The organism is Streptomyces fildesensis (assembly GCF_016107395.1).
In the GTDB taxonomy this organism is placed as follows: Bacteria; Actinomycetota; Actinomycetes; order Streptomycetales; family Streptomycetaceae; genus Actinacidiphila; species Actinacidiphila fildesensis.
This window is the reverse complement of sequence record NZ_JAAIKO010000013.1, coordinates 74,966-91,768: the sequence shown is the minus strand read 5'-3', so window position 1 is coordinate 91,768 and position 16,803 is coordinate 74,966. Positions and strand designations below refer to the sequence as shown.

Below are 16,803 nucleotides of genomic sequence, written 5' to 3'. Positions count from 1 at the left end.
GCCTCCCGTGGAACCTCCGTGGAACCTCTCCGGAAGGAAGCCCCCGTGCCCCTCGTCCCACCAGACCACCCGAGCCCCGCCTTCACCGTCCGTGTCAGCACCCGCGGCACCGTGCCGGTCGTCGAACTCCACGGCGAGATCGACCTCATGGCCACGCCGTACATCAGCCGACGGCTGGACGGACTCGCCCGCCGGGAGCACGGGGGCCGCCCTCCCGACCTCGTCATCGACGTCACCGGCGTCACGTTCATGGACTGCCGTGGGCTCTCCGTGCTCGTCCACGCCCACAACCTCATCAGCGCACGGCACGGCCGGCTGCACCTCACCGGCGTCCGCCCGCACCTCCGCAAACTCCTCCACCTCACCGGCCTGGACAGGACCTTCGCCGTCCAGGACGCCCGCGTCGGCCGCGTATCAGCGCCCTGTCGGTGACGCGGTCCACAGTGGAGTCGTTGCCCGGATCCGCCAGGGCCACCAAGACCTGACGGATCCGGGCAGCGCCGGCCAGGACCCCGGAACGCCCCAGGAGGACCGATGAACGCGCCGTCGACGAACGCGCCCAGGACCGACACGCTCAAAGTGCCCGGAGCCACCCTCCACTACGAGATCCGCGGCTCCGGTCCCGTCCTGCTCATGATCCACGGCGGCTCCGGCGACGCCGGTGTCTTCGAGGGTGTCGCCGGCGCCCTGGCCGACCGCTACACCGTCGTCACCTACGACCGGCGCGGCAACTCCCGCAGCCCGGTGGAGGGCCCGCCGCAGGACATGAGCGTCGCGACCGACAGCGAGGACGCCCGCCTCCTCCTCGCCGCCCTCACCGACGAGCCCGCCCACGTGTTCGGCAGCAGCTCGGGCGCCATCGTCGCCCTCGACCTGCTCACCCGGCACCCGGACCGCGTCCGCATCGCCGTCCCCCACGAACCCCCGTTGTTCGGCGTGCTCCCCGACGCCGACGAGCACATCGCCTTCCTCAGGAACGTCCACGCCATCTACCTCCGCGACGGCGTCGGACCCGCGATGGAGGTCTTCGGCGCCCGCATGGGCCTGGACACCGAAGGTCCCCTGCCCCACACGGAGCTCCCCCCACAGATCCGCGACCTCGTCACCCGGATGGCCGCCAACACCGACCGCTTCCTGGCCCACGAGCTCCTGCCGGTCACGAACCACCTCCCGGACCTGACCGCCCTGGCCACCGTGACCCCCCAACTGGCCCTGGCCGGCGGCCGCGACTCCCGCGGCTTCCTCCCCTACCGCCCCAACACCGTCCTGGCCACCCGCCTCGGCATCCCCATCACCGACTTCCCAGGCAACCACGCCGGCTACCTCCCCCACGCCCCGGCCTTCGCCACCCAACTGGCCACCCTCCTCACCCGCTGACCGGCTCACGGGCGGCCCGGGTGAACGCGAGAGGGGCCACGAGGGCGTTCAACAACGGGGGTTCAGCCCCATCCCCCGCGCCTGACCCAGCCAAGCGGTCGCCGACTTAGGTCAGCGGACGACGGCCTGGATCTCGCGGACGGTCAGGTCCGTGGTGGTACCGAAGGTCCCGTCGGGGAGATCGACCGGCTTGGGGTTGCCAGTGCCCGTCCAGCCGATCTTCCAGGTGACGGTGGCCTTGAAGTGGTACGGGCCGTTGGTTCCGGACGCGTGGCGGTAGGCGCTCAGCGCCTGGGCAGCTTGTGCGTCGCGTTCCGCAGATTCGTCGCGGCCGCCGCCATCGACGCCGCCTCCGGCCGGGCCGGCCGCTCACGCAGCGCTCACGCAGACGGCCCCGGACGCGGTGTCCGGGGCCGTCTGTGGTGGTCACGATGTGGTGCTCGCTCGGGCCGCTGGTGCGGCTCGGGCGGGTGGTGCGGGGAGCCCCCTGTCGGATTCGAACCGACGACCTTCGCTTTACAAGAGCGGTGCTCTGGCCAGCTGAGCTAAGGGGGCATGGGTCCGCGGGTGGGTGGTGCGGGTGCGGGGCCAGGAGAAGTGTACTCAAGGCGGGGGGTGCCGGGTGTGGGGAAAGTCGGTGACCGGGGGCTACTGACAAAGGGGCAGGCGGCGGGTAGCGTCACGGTCAGTTCGCATATGGCGGACTAGACCAATCCTTCCTTTACTCGGATCGTCCGGCACGTTCCTGCCGGTGAGGGGTGCAACAGCTATGGCTACTGTCACGTTCGACAAGGCGACCCGTATCTACCCGGGCTCGGAGAAGCCCGCGGTGGACGGCCTGGAGATCGAGGTCGGGGACGGCGAGTTCCTGGTTCTGGTCGGTCCGTCCGGCTGTGGGAAGTCGACCTCCCTGCGCATGCTCGCGGGTCTCGAGGACGTCAACGGCGGAGCGATCCGCATCGGTGAGCGCGACGTCACCCACCTGCCGCCGAAGGACCGGGACATCGCGATGGTGTTCCAGAACTACGCGCTGTACCCGCACATGACCGTCGCGGACAACATGGGCTTCGCGCTCAAGATCGCCGGCGTGAACAAGGCGGAGATCCGCAAGCGGGTCGAGGAAGCCGCGAAGATCCTGGACCTGAGCGACTACCTGGCGCGCAAGCCGAAGGCGCTCTCCGGTGGTCAGCGCCAGCGTGTCGCGATGGGCCGCGCGATCGTGCGTGAGCCGCAGGTGTTCCTCATGGACGAGCCGCTGTCGAACCTCGACGCGAAGCTGCGTGTGCAGACCCGTACGCAGATCGCCAGCCTGCAGCGCCGGCTGGGCGTCACCACGGTCTACGTCACCCACGACCAGGTCGAGGCCATGACGATGGGCGACCGCGTGGCCGTCCTCAAGGACGGGCTGCTGCAGCAGGTCGACACCCCCCGCAACATGTACGACCGCCCGGCGAACCTGTTCGTCGCCGGCTTCATCGGCTCGCCGGCCATGAACCTCGTCGAGGTCCCGATCACCGACGGCGGCGTGAAGTTCGGCAACTCGATCGTCGCCGTCGAGCGCGACGCCATCGCGGCCGCCTCCGACAAGGGCGACCGCACGGTCACCGTCGGCGTCCGCCCCGAGCACTTCGACATCGTAAACGGCGAGGCCAAGTCGCTGTCGAAGGACGAGCCGGCCGGTCTGGCCGTCACGGTCAACGTCGTCGAGGAGCTGGGCGCGGACGGCTTCGTCTACGGCAGCGCCGAGGTCAGCGGCGAGCACCAGGACCTGGTCATCCGGGTCGGCGGCCGCGAGATCCCGGAGAAGGGCTCCGTGCTGCACGTCGTGCCGCGCGGTGGCGAGGCCCACGTGTTCTCGACCTCCACCGGTGAGCGCCTCACCCGCTGACGCTCAACCCGAAGGGCCAACGTGGCCAACGGGCCAACGGGCATATAAGCAGTACGGAACGGCCGTTCGCGCAACCCGCGGGCGGCCGTTCCGCGTTGCGTCCCCGTTGATCATTCCGGTGTCGACAAATACCTACACACACCGGGCTTTTCGATCCCGTTCGTCAACCGGCCGCACCCGTATCAGCGATTCCCCTCACCCGGCAGGGTGACTAAATGTCGCCAAATCATCACCCATCGCTACGATCGCGAGCGTGAACCAGGTAGCTCGCCGCATCGGCAAGACATTCGCGCTCGTACTCCCGGTCGTCCTCGTGCTGTCCGGGACCCTCGCCGTCACCCGCGTCCCGTGGGCGACCTCGGCCTCCGAGGCCCAGGTGCTCACGGCCTCGCACGACAAACCGGAGATCGTGCCGTCCTCGAAGGAGCCGCAGGAGGTGCTGCGCACCCGACTGCTGGACGAGCTCCAGGACAAGTCCGCGAGCACTGTACTGACCGACCTGCAGGCGGAGATGGCCACCAGGCCGTCACTGGCAAAGTACTGCACGTCGATCGCCCGGTCGCTCGGCCGCGCCGCCGTCGCCAAGTACGGTCCGGTGCGCGCCCAGTCCTTCTCGCGTCCGGTGTGCGACACCTCGTTCGCGACCGGCGTCGCCTCCGTCTACTGACCATGACGGGCGTCCCCTGCCGCCCGGGGACGCCGTCATCACGCGTTCGAGGTCCCGTAGGGTGCCCAGCATGACGAACGGCGCTCCTACCGTGACCCAGGCCGTCCTCCTCGCCGGAGGGCAGGGGTCGCGACTGCGGCCCTACACCGACGACCGTCCCAAGCCGATGGTCGAGATCCCGGGCACCGGGACACCGATCATCGGCCACCAGCTCGACTGGCTGGCCGCCGAGGGCGTCACCGACGCCGTCGTCTCGTGCGGCCACCTCGCCGAAGTGCTCCAGGAGTGGCTGGACGCGGCCCGGTTGCCGCTGAACGTCACCACCGTCGTCGAGAAGGAACCGCTGGGTCGCGGCGGCGGGCTCAAGTACGCCGCCGCGTCGCTCCCGCGCCCCGACGAGCCCTGGTACGCCACCAACGGCGACATCTGGACCCGCTTCTCGCTGCGCGAGATGGCCGCGTTCCATCACGAGCGCGCCGCGGTCGCCACGCTGGCGCTGGCCCGCCCCCGGATCCCGTGGGGCGCCGTGGAGACCAACGAGTTCGGGCAGATCCTGGACTTCATCGAGGCGCCGCCCTCCCCGTTCCTGATCAACGCGGGCGTGTACGTCTTCGACCCGGAGTTCACCGGGCTGCTGCCGGACCTCGGCGACCATGAACGCACCACGTTCCCCCGGCTCGCGCGCGAACGCCGCCTCGCCGGCTTCCCGATCCCGCAGGGCGCGTACTGGCGGGCCATCGACACGGCGAAGGACCTCACCGAGGCCGCCAAGGAGCTGGCCGCTCTCAGCCGTTGAGCAACCGCTGAAGACGGACCCCCGTCCGCCCGCCGTGGCGCTGAGCGGGCCGCTGAGCCCCTCTCACGCGTTCCACCGCCTCCGGGTCGCCTACGGTCCCTCCACGGCGCCCACGGCCCCCGTACGCACATGGCGGTGGCCCGCACCCCCGAAGGGTGCGGGCCACCGCCATGTCATCCTGCCGACCCGACCCGACCCGTCAGGCCGACCCGCCGGTGCCTCCGGTGTCGCCGGACGGTCCCGACCGGCCGAGCAGCAGGCCGGCGGGCGATCCGCTGCCCAGGAGGCCGCCGATCGGGTCGTGCACGGTGCCGCTGCTGGTCGTCGGGGACGTCGTCGGACGGTGCGACTGGTGCGGGGAACTGGGCTGCGTCGGCTGCGAGGAGGACTCGCGGGGCTTGCTGCTGCTGCTGCCGCTGCCCGTGCTGCCGCTCTTGTGGGTGCCGCTCGGCGACGCCGAGGGCGACTTGGTCGGCTTCTTCTTGGCGCCGGCGGACTTCGACGGCTTCGGGGTGGGCTTGGGCTTGCCGGGTGTGGCCGTCCCCGACACCTCGGGCAGCGGGGTGCCCGGCAGGTTGTTGACGGGGATGCGCGCCGGGGTCGGCACGTCCGTGTGGGTGCTGGAGGACCGCACCGCGGCACCCAGCACCGATCCGCACAGCAGCGTCAGGCCGACGAAGATCGTGGCCAGCACCACACCCCGGCGCAGCACCCGCCTGCGCAGGTCCCACAGTTCGGCGCGCGGCCCGAGCCGCCGCCACGCCTCGCCCGCGAGGCGGCCGTCCACGGAGTAGACGGGGGCGCCCGCGATGATCAGCGGGCTCCAGGCGGCGAGGTAGATGAAGTCCGGGGCGTCGTAGACCGGGACCGTGCGCCAGGTCACCGTCACCAGCAGCGCCACGGAGAGCGCGGCGGCGAGGGACGCGGCGACCCGCTGCCACAGCCCGCAGATCGTCAGCACGCCGACGATGACCTGGAGGAAGGCGATGGTCAGCCCGGCGCCCACGGGGTGCGTGAGCGCGAGATCGCGCAGCGGCGCCGCGGCGGCCCACGGGTGCAGTGACGTGAGCCACTTGACCATCGAGCCGCGCTCGCCGCCGTCGAAGTACACGGGGTCGCACAGCTTGCTCATGCCGGCGTAGACCGAGATGAAGCCGAGGAAGACGCGCAGCGGGAGCAGGACGACGCCGAGGTTCATCCGGTGCCCGGGGTACCAGGCGTGCCGGATCGGTTCGGCGTTGCGGCCGCGCCGGATCCCGTTCTTCTCGCCCGGTCCGGCCGCGAGGCCCTTGCCGCGGCGGTCACCGCGCCCGTCACCGAACTCGTCGTCGTAGCCGTCGTAGTCGTCGTCGAAGGCGCCACGGGCGGGCCGGACGCCGCGCAGCAGCTCGGGTTCCGGCATGCGCGGGCCGACGACGCCGGGCGTCGCCGCCTCGTCGATGTCGATCCGCGGCAGCAGCTGCGTCGAGCCGGCGGGCGTGTCGGGGCCGGAGCGTCCGGAGCCGGATTCCGCGCCCGCGTGGCCCGCGTGGCGGACCGCCTGCAGGAGCCGGCCGGCAGCCGGGTCGCCGGGCTCGGTCCGGCCGGACCACACCACTGGTGCGGCCCGTCGCCTGACGGAGCTGGGAATGACGGGGATCCGCGCGGTCTCGTCGAGGCTCAGGGCACGGGCCGAGGTCACGCCGAGCCGGACGCGGAAACTCGCGTGGTTGACGATGACCTGGGCCGGGTCGCTCGGGACCTTGAGCATGCTCAGGGCAGGTTCGTCGAACCCGGGCGTCCCACCCCCCGTAGGAGTGCGGGGTGTTCTGGTGTCCACACTCCACTAACCGAGTGACAGACGTTTAGGACACTGCCGACGCACCGATGGATGTCCGAGACCCGTCAAGATCAACAGCATCGGGGCGCTGGCCGGGAACGATGCGGGGCCGACTCCGAAAGGATCGGGACCCGAACCGGAAGTGATCCGGTCCGGGTCCTCGTCAGCGTCCACGGAGGTCGGTCACACACGAACAACCGCGCACCCGACGTCACCCACAAGAAGTCACGCGCAAGGCGTCACGCACAAGGGGTGGCGCGCGGCCGCCAAGGGGTCACGCGCGGCGGCGGGCCGCCTCGTACAGGACGATGCCGGCGGCGACGCCCGCGTTGAGGGACTCCGCGCCACCCGGCATCGGGATGCGCACCAGGAAGTCACAGGTCTCGCCGACGAGGCGGGACAGCCCCTTGCCCTCGGAACCCGCGACGATCACGACGGGGCCGGCGAGCGCGTCCAGCTCGTGCAGGTCCGTCGCACCGTCGGCGGCGAGGCCGACGACGACCAGACCGGCCTTCTGGTAGGCCTCCAGCGTCCGGGTCAGGTTGGTGGCGCGGGCGACCTGGACGCGGGCGGCGGCGCCCGACGAGGTCTTCCACGCACCGGCGGTCATACCCGCCGCGCGGCGCTCGGGGACGACGACGCCGTGACCGGCGAACGCGGCCATGGAGCGGACGACCGCACCGAGGTTGCGCGAGTCGGTGATGCCGTCGAGCGCCATGATCAGCGGGGCCTCGTGGCTGTTGGCGGCGGTCTCCAGCAGGTCTTCCGGGTGCGCGTACTCGTACGGCGGGATCTGCAGGACCATGCCCTGATGGTTCAGGCCGTTCGTCATCCGGTCCAGCTCGGGGCGCGCGGCCTCCATGAGCGGGACACCGCGGTCGGTCGCGAGCTTGATCGCCTCGCGCACCCGGTCGTCGGTGTCGATGTACTGCTGGACGTAGACCGCGGTCGACGGGATCTCCGCGCGCAGCGCCTCGACCACCGAGTTACGGCCGACGACCAGCTCGGCCGTGGACTTCGCGCCGCGGCCCGACGGGCGGCGCGACTGCGAGGAGACGGTCCGCTTGGCCACGGCCTTCGCGACGCGGTTCTTCTTGTGGCCCTTGCGGTCCGAGGCGGGCGGGGTCGGGCCCTTGCCCTCCAGAGCCTTACGCCGGTGACCGCCGGTGCCGACCTTCATGCCCTTCTTGTTGGAGGTACGGCGGTTCCTGCGCTGGCTGTTCCCGGCCATGGGGCACTCTCACTTCTTCGCTGCTGAAAATGTACTGACGTATAGGGGGACTGGGCTGTTCGGGCGGAGCTGGTACGGCGGACGGGTCTGGTACGCCGGCGGACGGCACGGTGACGCGCTCAGCGCGAGCCGAGCGACCACCGGGGTCCGGACGCGGTGTCCTCGATGTCCAGCCCCGACTGCTGGAGCTGGTCGCGGATGGCGTCGGCGGTCGCGTAGTCCTTACGCTCCCGGGCCGCCTGCCGCTGTTCCAGCACCAGCCGGACGAGTGAGTCCACGACGCCGTGCAGGTCGTCACCGTGCCCGCCGCCGGCCCACTGCTCGTCGAGCGGGTCCAGTCCCAGTACACCGAGCATCGCACGGACCTCGGCGAGACGCGCGATCGCGGTTTCCTTGTCGTCCGCCGTGAGGGCCGAATTGCCCTGCCGGACGGAGGTGTGGACGATGGCCAGCGCCTGCGGGACGCCGAGGTCGTCGTCCATCGCCTCGGCGAAGGAGATCGGCACCTCGGCGGCCGGCGCGACAGGACCGCACTTCTCGACGACCCGCTGCGCGAAGCCCTCGATGCGCGCGAACGCGGACTCCGCCTCGCGCAGTGCTTCCTCGCTGTACTCGATCATCGAGCGGTAGTGCGGGGTGCCGAGGTAGTAGCGCAGCACGATGGGGCGCCAGCGCTGGACCATCTCGGAGACGAGCACCGAGTTGCCGAGCGACTTGCTCATCTTCTCGCCGCTCATGGTGACCCAGGCGTTGTGCACCCAGTAGCCGGCGAAGTCGTCGCCGAACGCCTTCGCCTGGGCGATCTCGTTCTCGTGGTGCGGGAAGATCAGGTCGATGCCGCCGCCGTGGATGTCGAAGGCGGAGCCCAGGTACTTGTGGGCCATCGCCGAGCACTCCAGGTGCCAGCCGGGGCGGCCGCGGCCCCAGGGGGTCTCCCAGGACGGCTCGCCGGGCTTGACCGACTTCCACATGGCGAAGTCCCGCTGGTCGCGCTTGCCCGTCTCGCCCTCGCCGCTGGGCTGGCGCAGGTTGTCGAGCTCCTGGTTGGACAGCTCCAGGTAGCCGGGGAACGAGCGCACGTCGAAGTAGACGTTGCCGTCGGCGACGTAGGCGTGGCCCCGGTCGATGAGCTCGCGCATCATCTCGACCATCTCGGGGATGTGGCCGGTCGCCCGCGGCTCGTAGGTGGGCGGCAGGCAGCCGAGCACGTCGTAGCCGTTGTTGAAGGCCCGCTCGTTCTCGTAGCCGATCGCCCACCACGGGCGGCCTTGCTCGGCCGACTTCGTGATGATCTTGTCGTCGATGTCGGTGACGTTCCGGATGAAGGTGACGTCGTAGCCGCGGTAGGCGAACCACCGCTGCATGATGTCGAAGTTCAGGCCCGACCGGATGTGCCCGATGTGCGGGGCCGCCTGCACGGTGGCACCGCAGAGGTAGATCGAGACACAGCCCGGCGTGAGCGGGGTGAAATCACGGATCTGCCGAGCGCTGGTGTCGTACAGGCGAATAGTCACGCCAACAAGGGTAGTGGGCGAAACGCCGTGCCAAGTGCGCTCCGCTCGGGTTGCAGGGGGGAGCGGGCCGGACGATCTTCCGGGCGTGGCTCCTGCCTGCGGGGGTAACCCCCTCAAGCCCCGGTCGGACTCGGAATCCGGCTCCGAATCGGGCCCGAATCGGCTCCGGATCGGGCCCGAATCGGCTCCGGATCGGCACCGAATCAGCCATGGATCCGGTCCGGAATCGGCCCCGGGGAAGGCTGGTGGAGGGCGGGTTCAGGCAGCCGGGGCCGGAGCCGCCGGCAGCACGAGCGCGGTGGCGATGGCCGCCAGTCCCTCGCCGCGGCCGGTGAGGCCGAGCCCGTCGGTCGTCGTGCCGGAGACCGAGACGCGGGCGCCGATGGCCTCGGAGAGAACCTTCTGGGCCTCGTCGCGGCGCTTGCCGATCTTCGGGCGGACGCCGATCACCTGGATCGCCACGTTGCCGATCTCGAAGCCGGCCTCGCGGACGATGCGGGCCGCCTCGGCGAGCAGCGTGACGCCGGACGCTCCGGCCCACTCGGGCCGTCCGGTGCCGAAGTGCGCGCCGAGGTCGCCGACCCCGGCCGCGGAGAAAAGCGCGTCGCAGGCCGCGTGCGCGGCGACGTCGGCGTCCGAGTCGCCGGCCAGGCCGTCACCGGCGTCCGGCCAGTGCAGGCCCGCGCACCACAGCTCGCGGCCGGCCTCGAAGGCGTGCACGTCCGTGCCGATGCCGACGAGCGGCAGACGCATGGACGAGGACGGAGAAGCGTCAGAAGCCATCGGTGGCCCTCCTGCGGGCGAGTACGGCCTCGGCGAGCACCAGGTCCAGCGGCCTGGTCACCTTGAAGGCCTCTTCGTGGCCGGGTACCACCACGACCTGGACGCCGGTCCGCTCGACCATGCCCGCGTCGTCGGTGGCGCCCTCGCCGTCGCCCGGCACCGTCGCGTGCGCCGTGGCCAGCACGTCCCGCCGGAAGCCCTGCGGGGTCTGCACGGCGCGCAGCAGGGCGCGCTCGGGCGTGCCGGTGACGATGTTCGTGCCGGGGTCGATCTGCTTGACGGTGTCGGCCAGCGGCAGGCCGGGGACGACGGCCGGGGCCCCGTCCCGTACGGCCGCGACGACCGCGTCGACGATCTCGACGGGCACCAGCGGGCGGGCGGCGTCATGGACGAGGACGATGTCGACGTCCTCGGGGAGCGCGGCCAGACCGAGCCGGACCGACTCCTGGCGGGTCCCGCCGCCGGCGACGACCCTGATGTCCTTGCCCTCGGGCAGCCCGTGGCTGTCGAGCATGGCCTGGACCTCGGCCACACCGTCGGACGGCGCGACCACGACGACGAGGGAGACGGCCCGGGAGCGGGTCATGGCGCGCACGGCGTGCACCAGCATCGGGATGCCGCCGAGGGAGCGCAGCGCCTTGGGGGTGCCGGGGCCGAGCCGGACGCCTCGTCCGGCGGCGGGGATGACAGCTGCGGTACTCAGAGGTTTGTGTCCTTGGCCGAGGTGGGTATCGGCTCAACGTGTGACGCTGCGGACCCCTTCCGTGAGAAGTCCGCAGGGTTGTGCACGCCGAGACGTCGGAGCAGAACAAAAGCAGAAGACGGTAAACAGCGGTAACAGCAGAACAGAACGATCAACGATCTGCGTCAGGACACAAGCATGCCGCAGCACCCGGCCGGAACCGGGTACCGCGGCAGAACTCGCGTCAGGACGCGAGGACCTCGTCGAGCAGAGCCTCGGCCTTGTCCTCGTTGGTGTTCTCAGCGAGCGCGAGCTCGCTGACCAGGATCTGCCGCGCCTTGGCGAGCATGCGCTTCTCGCCGGCGGACAGCCCGCGCTCACGCTCACGACGCCACAGGTCGCGGACCACCTCTGCGACCTTGATGACATCGCCGGAGGCGAGCTTTTCCAGATTTGCCTTGTAGCGGCGGGACCAGTTGGTCGGCTCTTCGGTGTACGGCGCGCGAAGCACCTCGAAGACCCGGTCCAGCCCCTCCTGACCAACCACGTCGCGCACGCCGACGAACTCCGCATTGTCCGCGGGTACGCGTACCGTCAAGTCGCCCTGGGCGACCTTGAGCACCAAGTAGGTCTTGTCCACGCCTTTGATCTGGCGAATTTCGATAGCCTCGATCAGCGCGGCCCCGTGATGGGGATAGACCACGGTGTCGCCAACCTTGAACGTCATGTGACAGGTACCCCTTCCGTGGCTATCCAGGGTAACACGTGAACGGCCTCTTCTGAATGGTGTTTTCGCAGGTCAGGGCATATCTCAGGGCTTGACAACCCCTACCGGAACGTGCTGGAGGGGCGTACCGAGCAGGGGTATTCGCAGGTCGGAGCCGGTATACGACAGAGGTGAAACGCGCCCGTTACACCCAACGGCGCGCCAGCGGAAGGGGTGTTACGTCCCCATTTGTCGATCTCCGAAGAGTGGATCTTCGCTACTCCGTTCGGACCTCGTTGACGCGATGATCCAATTTTCCGAAGTCGCGGAACGGAGGCGATCGGTGCACGATAAATGGATCTTGCCCGGTCCGCCGGAATCCCGTGGCGGAATGCCGGAATGCAATCCCGGCCACCCCGGTCGGGTGAGACCGCCCCGCCGAGGGGCGGCCCGGTGCGGAGGCGGGACGAAGGCTGAGTAATGTAAGCCCGCTGGAAGATCTTCCCTACCTGTCTAGGAGATGCCGCCGCCGTGAGCAGCAGCCTTCGACGCGGTGCCCTCGCCGCCGCCCTCGCGCTCTCGATTGCCCCGCTCGCCGCCTGCGGCGCCGGCAACAACGCGCAGACGCACGAGGTCCGCCCCGACAATGCCGCGACCACCGTCGGCGACATCCAGGTGCAGAACGCCGTGATCCTGACGGAGAAGGCCGGTTCCGGCCCCGCGTCGGTCTCGGCCCGCATCTACAACAACGGAAACGGTGACCAGACGCTCCAGTCGCTGAAGGTCGGCGACGCCCTGACGGCGACCCTGTCCGGCACCGCCGGCAGCAAGACCGTCACCGTCCCGGCGCACGGTTCGGTGCTGCTCGGCGGGGAGGGCAACGCCGCCGCGACGATCCCGAACAGCAACGAGGCGTTCAAGGACGGCGACTTCCAGCGCATCGCGCTGACGTTCAGCGCGACCGGTGAGGTCGCCCTCGAGGCGAACGTGCTGCCCGCCGCGGGCTACTACGAGAAGTACGGCCCCAGCAGCGCCCCGTCGCCGGCCGCCGAGCCGCCCGCCAAGACCACTCCGACGGCCACCGGGACCCCGGAGAACGGCGGGAAGGCCACCCCGACCGACACGGCCACCCCCAGCGGGACGGGCACGCCGACCGGTACGGCCACGCCGACCAAGAAGAGCTGACCGCGCGATCCGCGCACGACGACGGGCCCGGCAGCGTGTGCTGCCGGGCCCGTCGTGCTGTGCGGGGAAGCGGGCGGGTCCGCGGAACGGCCCGCCGGCGGGGTTACGGCTCGAACTTGTAGCCCAGGCCGCGCACCGTGACCAGGTAGCGCGGCGCGCCCGGGTCCGGCTCGATCTTGGCGCGCAGCCGCTTGACGTGGACGTCGAGCGTCTTGGTGTCGCCCACGTAGTCGGCGCCCCACACCCGGTCGATGAGCTGCATACGGGTCAGCACGCGGCCCGCGTTGCGCAGCAGCATCTCCAGCAGGTCGAACTCCTTGAGCGGGAGGTCGACCTTTCCGCCGGAGACGGTGACCACGTGGCGGTCGACGTCCATCCGTACCGGGCCGGCCTCCAGGGCGGCCGGGGACAGCTCCTCGGGCTCCCCGCGGCGGCGCAGGACGGCCCGGATACGGGCCACCAGCTCGCGGGAGGAGAAGGGCTTGGTCACGTAGTCGTCTGCGCCTATTTCCAGGCCGACGACCTTGTCGATCTCGCTGTCCTTGGCCGTCACCATGATGACCGGGACATTGGACTTGAGCCTGAGCTGGCGGCAGACCTCGGTGCCGGGCAGGCCCGGCAGCATGAGGTCGAGCAGTACCAGGTCGGCGCCGTTGCGTTCGAACTCGTCCAGCGCGTCGGGCCCGGTCGCTGCTATGGCGACCTCGAAGCCCTCCTTGCGGAGCATGTACGACAGCGCGTCGCTGAAGGACTCTTCGTCCTCTACGACGAGTACACGGGTCACGGAAGGACCTCCGGGGCAGGGATGTGATCGGAATAGTTCTCGTAGAACTGCTGGTCTCCGGCGGGGCCGCCCCCGCCACCGGGGGACTCGTCGTCCTCCGGTTCGGTGCCGAGCAGGGCGTGATCGCGTGCCATGCCGGCCTCGGGCAGCCGCAGGGTGAAGGTGGAGCCCTGTCCTTCTGCGCTCCACACGGTGACTTCCCCGCCGTGCGAGGCGGCCACGTGCTTGACGATGGACAGGCCCAGACCCGTGCCGCCGGTGGCGCGGGAGCGCGCCGGGTCGACGCGGTAGAACCGCTCGAAGATCCGGTCCCGGTCCTTCTCCGAGATGCCGATGCCGGCGTCGGTGACCGAGATCTCGATGAGGTCGCCGCCCGGGGAGGGGATCCGGCGGCCGGCTATCCCTACGCGGGTGCGGGCCGGGCTGTAGTTGACGGCGTTCTCGACGAGGTTGCCGAGAGCTGCCGCGAGCTGGCCGCGGTTGCCCCAGATGTGCAGGTCAGGGGCTGATCCGGTGGCCATGGTGATCTGTTTGGCGTTCGCCTGGTGGCGGCAGCGGTCTATGGCCTCGGCGACGAGATCGTCGACGTCGACCGGTTCCGCGTCGTCCAGCGGGTCGTCGTTCTGGACCCGGGAGAGATCGATGATCTCCTGGACGAGGCTGGTGAGGCGGGTCGCCTCGATCTGCATCCGCCCTGCGAAGCGGATGACGGCCTCAGGGTCGTCGGAAGCGTCCATCACGGCTTCGGAGAGCAGTGACAGCGCGCCGACCGGGGTCTTGAGCTCATGGCTGACGTTCGCGACGAAGTCACGGCGTACGGCCTCGATCTTGCGGGCCTCGGTCAGGTCTTCCACGAGGAGGAGGACCAGCCGGGAGCCGAGCGGTGCGACTCTGGCGGAGACCGCCAGGCCCTCGCCGCGGCCGGCTCCTCTTCGTGGCAGATCCAGTTCGACCTGGCGTATCTCGCCGTCCCGCCGGGTCTCACGGGCCATCTGCAGCATCTGGTCGACGGCCAGGCGGCCGCCGCGGACCAGTCCGAGGGCATACGCCGCCGAGCTGGCCTTGACCACCGTGTCGCCCTCATCGAGGACGACGGCCGAGGAACGCAGTACGGAGAGGACGGTGTCCACTCCGGGCGGCAGTACGCCGGCGCCATCGGGTCGCAGGGCCGTGCGGGTGGGGCGGGCTTGTTCCCGCTCACTCCAGCGGAACGCGAGCACAGCGATCACACCGGTACACAGACCGGCTATCGCACTGGCTGCGGCAAGAGCCGCGTTCACGTCCATACCCCCAGGTTAGGCGGCCATAAGGGGTGCTCCACAGCCTTGAGAGCTACCTCTCGAACGCCCGTTGCCAAGAGTTCACCTTGACGTAGGCGCTGATTCACTCGGGATGCTCGAGCGGTACGCGTACGCCCATCAGCGTGGGAGCGTGGAGGAGACGCCTCTGTTTGGACGGAAGGACAGCGATGCGGGACGCATATCACGAGGAGCTCGACTCGATCGGTGAAGGGCTGGTCGAGATGGCCCGGCTCGTCGGATCCGCCATCGGCCGGGCCACCACCGCGTTGCTGGACGCGGACCTGAACATCGCCGAGAGCGTGATCGCGGCCGATGAGAAGGTCGACGCCCTGCAGCGCGACCTGGAAGCACGGGCGATCACCCTGCTGGCCCGGCAGCAGCCGGTCGCCACCGACCTGCGCATCGTCGTCACCAGCCTGCGGATGAGCGCGGACATCGAGCGGTCGGGCGACCTCGCCCGGCACATCGCGAAGGTGGCCCGGCTGCGCTTCCCCGAGTCGGCCGTACCGAACGACCTGCACAGCACCATCCTGGAGATGGGCCAGCTCGCCCAGCGCCTCATGGCGAAGGCCGCCGAGGTCATCGTCACCAAGGACGTCGACGACGCGCTGCAGCTGGAGGCGGACGACGACCGCATGGACGAGCTGCACCGCACGCTCTTCCAGCACCTGCTGGACGACCGCTGGAAGCACGGCATCGAGACGGCGGTCGACGTGACGCTGTGCGGCCGGTACTACGAGCGGTTCGCCGACCACGCCGTATCGGTCGCCAAGCGCGTCGTCTACCTGGTCACCGGCGAGCACGCCGACGAGCTGACGCCGCCCGCGACGCAGGTGGACGGGGTCTGACGGAGTCCGGCAGCCAACGGGGTCAGGGTTCGGGATCTGTCGGGCGGGGGGCCCGAACGGTCCCGGCCCGCGCCCTGTCGTGCCTCCGCGCGCCGTTGATGCGCCTGCCTCCGGGCGCGTTCAATGGGTGCTGATGCGCCCGCACGTGGCGGCTTCGACTGCGTGCGGTAGCCCAGCCGAGGAGGGTACTTATGCAGGATTCCCCCACCCCGTCGACCATCCGGGACCAGCCGTCACTCGACCGTCCCCCGCAGCTCGTGCGGGTACAGCTGCCCGTGCTCGGAGCGTGCGGCTGCGGTGCGAGCTGCGGGTGCGGATGCCAGTCCGGCGGCGCCTGCCAATGCGGCGGCTGCACCTCCTGAGACCCTGACGACCACCCCTTGCGGGACGAAGGGCCCCACCCGGATCCGGGTGGGGCCCTTCGCGCGTCCTGCGTCCTTCGCTACTTCTTTTTGCCCTGGTTCTTGACGGCCTCGATGGCGGCCTTCGCGGCGTCCGGGTCGAGGTAGGTGCCGCCCGGGTTCAGCGGGCGGAAGTCGGCGTCGAGCTCGTAGGAGAGCGGGATGCCGGTCGGGATGTTCAGACCGGAGATGTCGGCGTCGGAGATGCCGTCGAGGTGCTTTACCAGACCGCGCAGGCTGTTGCCGTGCGCGGCGACCAGGACGGTGCGGCCGGCCAGCAGGTCCGGGACGATGCCGTCGTACCAGTACGGCAGCATGCGCTCAACGACGTCCTTGAGGCACTCGGTGCGCGGACGGATCTCGCTCGGGATCGACGCGTAGCGCGGGTCGTCGCTCTGCGAGAACTCCGTGCCGTCCTCGAGGGGCGGCGGCGGGGTGTCGTAGGACCGGCGCCAGAGCATGAACTGCTCCTCGCCGAACTCCGCGAGGGTCTGCGCCTTGTCCTTGCCCTGGAGCGCACCGTAGTGCCGCTCGTTGAGCCGCCAGGAGCGGTGCACCGGGATCCAGTGCCGGTCCGCGGCTTCGAGGGAGAGCTGCGCGGTGCGGATCGCACGCTTCTGCAGCGAGGTGTGGACGACGTCGGGGAGCAGGCCGGCGTCCTTGAGCAGCTCGCCGCCCCGGACCGCCTCCTTCTCGCCCTTCTCGTTCAGATTGACGTCCACCCAGCCGGTGAACAGGTTCTTAGCGTTCCATTCGCTCTCGCCGTGGCGGAGGAGGATCAGCTTGTACGCAGCAGCCATGGCCCGAGCCTAATGGAAATC

At 70.3% G+C, this 16,803-nt stretch carries 16 protein-coding genes and 1 tRNA gene; 7 read left to right on the top strand and 10 right to left on the bottom strand.

Features of this window, described 5'->3' with window-relative positions; translation table 11 throughout:
* Nucleotides 1–45 precede the first annotated feature (45 nt).
* Together C6N31_RS19875 and C6N31_RS19870 are read left to right on the top strand one after the other, a co-directional pair.
* Nucleotides 46–432, top strand: a complete 387-nt coding sequence (locus C6N31_RS19875; RefSeq protein WP_198357926.1) for an STAS domain-containing protein — start codon at nucleotides 46–48, stop codon at nucleotides 430–432.
* A 102-nt stretch (nucleotides 433–534) separates the two neighbouring features.
* Entirely contained in the window at nucleotides 535–1,377 is an 843-nt protein-coding gene (locus C6N31_RS19870; protein ID WP_138354092.1) for an alpha/beta fold hydrolase, read from the top strand.
* 481 nt (nucleotides 1,378–1,858) lie between these two features.
* Here the strand turns inward: C6N31_RS19870 and C6N31_RS19865 are convergent.
* Nucleotides 1,859–1,932 (bottom strand) — tRNA-Thr (locus C6N31_RS19865).
* Nucleotides 1,933–2,146: 214 nt separating this feature from the next.
* Between C6N31_RS19865 and C6N31_RS19860 the strand changes: the two genes are divergently transcribed.
* From C6N31_RS19860 to C6N31_RS19850, 3 genes are all read left to right on the top strand, one after another.
* A complete protein-coding gene (locus C6N31_RS19860; RefSeq protein WP_164295044.1) occupies nucleotides 2,147–3,265 on the top strand; it encodes an ABC transporter ATP-binding protein in 1,119 nt (372 codons plus the stop codon).
* A gap of 253 nt (nucleotides 3,266–3,518) precedes the next feature.
* Nucleotides 3,519–3,932, top strand: coding sequence for a hypothetical protein (locus tag C6N31_RS19855; RefSeq protein ID WP_138354090.1), 414 nt, complete (start codon nucleotides 3,519–3,521; stop codon nucleotides 3,930–3,932).
* A gap of 70 nt (nucleotides 3,933–4,002) precedes the next feature.
* Nucleotides 4,003–4,728 carry a nucleotidyltransferase family protein gene (locus C6N31_RS19850; RefSeq protein ID WP_138354089.1) on the top strand — a complete coding sequence of 242 codons (726 nt, stop codon included), beginning with the start codon at nucleotides 4,003–4,005 and terminating at the stop codon, nucleotides 4,726–4,728.
* Between the two features lie 199 nt (nucleotides 4,729–4,927).
* Here C6N31_RS19850 and C6N31_RS19845 read toward each other — a convergent pair whose 3' ends face one another.
* The 6 genes from C6N31_RS19845 to C6N31_RS19820 form a co-directional block, all read right to left on the bottom strand.
* Nucleotides 4,928–6,478, bottom strand: a complete 1,551-nt coding sequence (locus C6N31_RS19845) for a DoxX family membrane protein (RefSeq protein ID WP_198357925.1) — start codon at nucleotides 6,476–6,478, stop codon at nucleotides 4,928–4,930.
* A 343-nt stretch (nucleotides 6,479–6,821) separates the two neighbouring features.
* On the bottom strand, nucleotides 6,822–7,778 hold the full coding sequence (gene rlmB, locus C6N31_RS19840; protein ID WP_138354087.1) for a 23S rRNA (guanosine(2251)-2'-O)-methyltransferase RlmB: 957 nt from the start codon (nucleotides 7,776–7,778) through the stop codon (nucleotides 6,822–6,824).
* Nucleotides 7,779–7,897: 119 nt separating this feature from the next.
* Nucleotides 7,898–9,292: a cysteine--tRNA ligase gene (gene cysS, locus C6N31_RS19835; RefSeq protein ID WP_138354086.1), complete on the bottom strand. Its 1,395-nt coding sequence runs from the start codon at nucleotides 9,290–9,292 to the stop codon at nucleotides 7,898–7,900.
* Nucleotides 9,293–9,550: 258 nt separating this feature from the next.
* Nucleotides 9,551–10,075, bottom strand: a complete 525-nt coding sequence (gene ispF, locus C6N31_RS19830; RefSeq protein ID WP_138354085.1) for a 2-C-methyl-D-erythritol 2,4-cyclodiphosphate synthase — start codon at nucleotides 10,073–10,075, stop codon at nucleotides 9,551–9,553.
* A complete protein-coding gene (gene ispD / locus C6N31_RS19825; protein WP_138354084.1) occupies nucleotides 10,065–10,778 on the bottom strand; it encodes a 2-C-methyl-D-erythritol 4-phosphate cytidylyltransferase in 714 nt (237 codons plus the stop codon). Before ispD ends, ispF begins: the two co-directional genes overlap by 11 nt.
* A gap of 223 nt (nucleotides 10,779–11,001) precedes the next feature.
* Complete coding sequence (locus C6N31_RS19820) at nucleotides 11,002–11,484, bottom strand: CarD family transcriptional regulator (protein WP_033174074.1); 483 nt, start codon at nucleotides 11,482–11,484, stop codon at nucleotides 11,002–11,004.
* A 510-nt stretch (nucleotides 11,485–11,994) separates the two neighbouring features.
* Between C6N31_RS19820 and C6N31_RS19815 the strand changes: the two genes are divergently transcribed.
* On the top strand, nucleotides 11,995–12,648 hold the full coding sequence (locus tag C6N31_RS19815) for a DUF461 domain-containing protein (protein ID WP_138354083.1): 654 nt from the start codon (nucleotides 11,995–11,997) through the stop codon (nucleotides 12,646–12,648).
* 103 nt (nucleotides 12,649–12,751) lie between these two features.
* Here the strand turns inward: C6N31_RS19815 and phoP are convergent, their stop codons facing one another.
* Both phoP and phoR read right to left on the bottom strand, forming a co-directional pair.
* Nucleotides 12,752–13,432, bottom strand: a complete 681-nt coding sequence (gene phoP / locus C6N31_RS19810; RefSeq protein ID WP_138354082.1) for a two-component system response regulator PhoP — start codon at nucleotides 13,430–13,432, stop codon at nucleotides 12,752–12,754.
* Entirely contained in the window at nucleotides 13,429–14,718 is a 1,290-nt protein-coding gene (gene phoR / locus C6N31_RS19805; protein ID WP_138354081.1) for a two-component system sensor histidine kinase PhoR, read from the bottom strand. The genes phoP and phoR overlap by 4 nt, the downstream gene beginning before the upstream one ends.
* A gap of 182 nt (nucleotides 14,719–14,900) precedes the next feature.
* Here phoR and phoU point away from each other — a divergent pair, with 182 nt between their 5' ends.
* Nucleotides 14,901–15,581: a phosphate signaling complex protein PhoU gene (gene phoU / locus C6N31_RS19800; protein WP_138354080.1), complete on the top strand. Its 681-nt coding sequence runs from the start codon at nucleotides 14,901–14,903 to the stop codon at nucleotides 15,579–15,581.
* A gap of 442 nt (nucleotides 15,582–16,023) precedes the next feature.
* Here phoU and C6N31_RS19795 read toward each other — a convergent pair whose 3' ends face one another.
* Nucleotides 16,024–16,782, bottom strand: coding sequence for a phosphoglyceromutase (locus tag C6N31_RS19795; protein ID WP_138354079.1), 759 nt, complete (start codon nucleotides 16,780–16,782; stop codon nucleotides 16,024–16,026).
* Nucleotides 16,783–16,803: the final 21 nt, after the last annotated feature.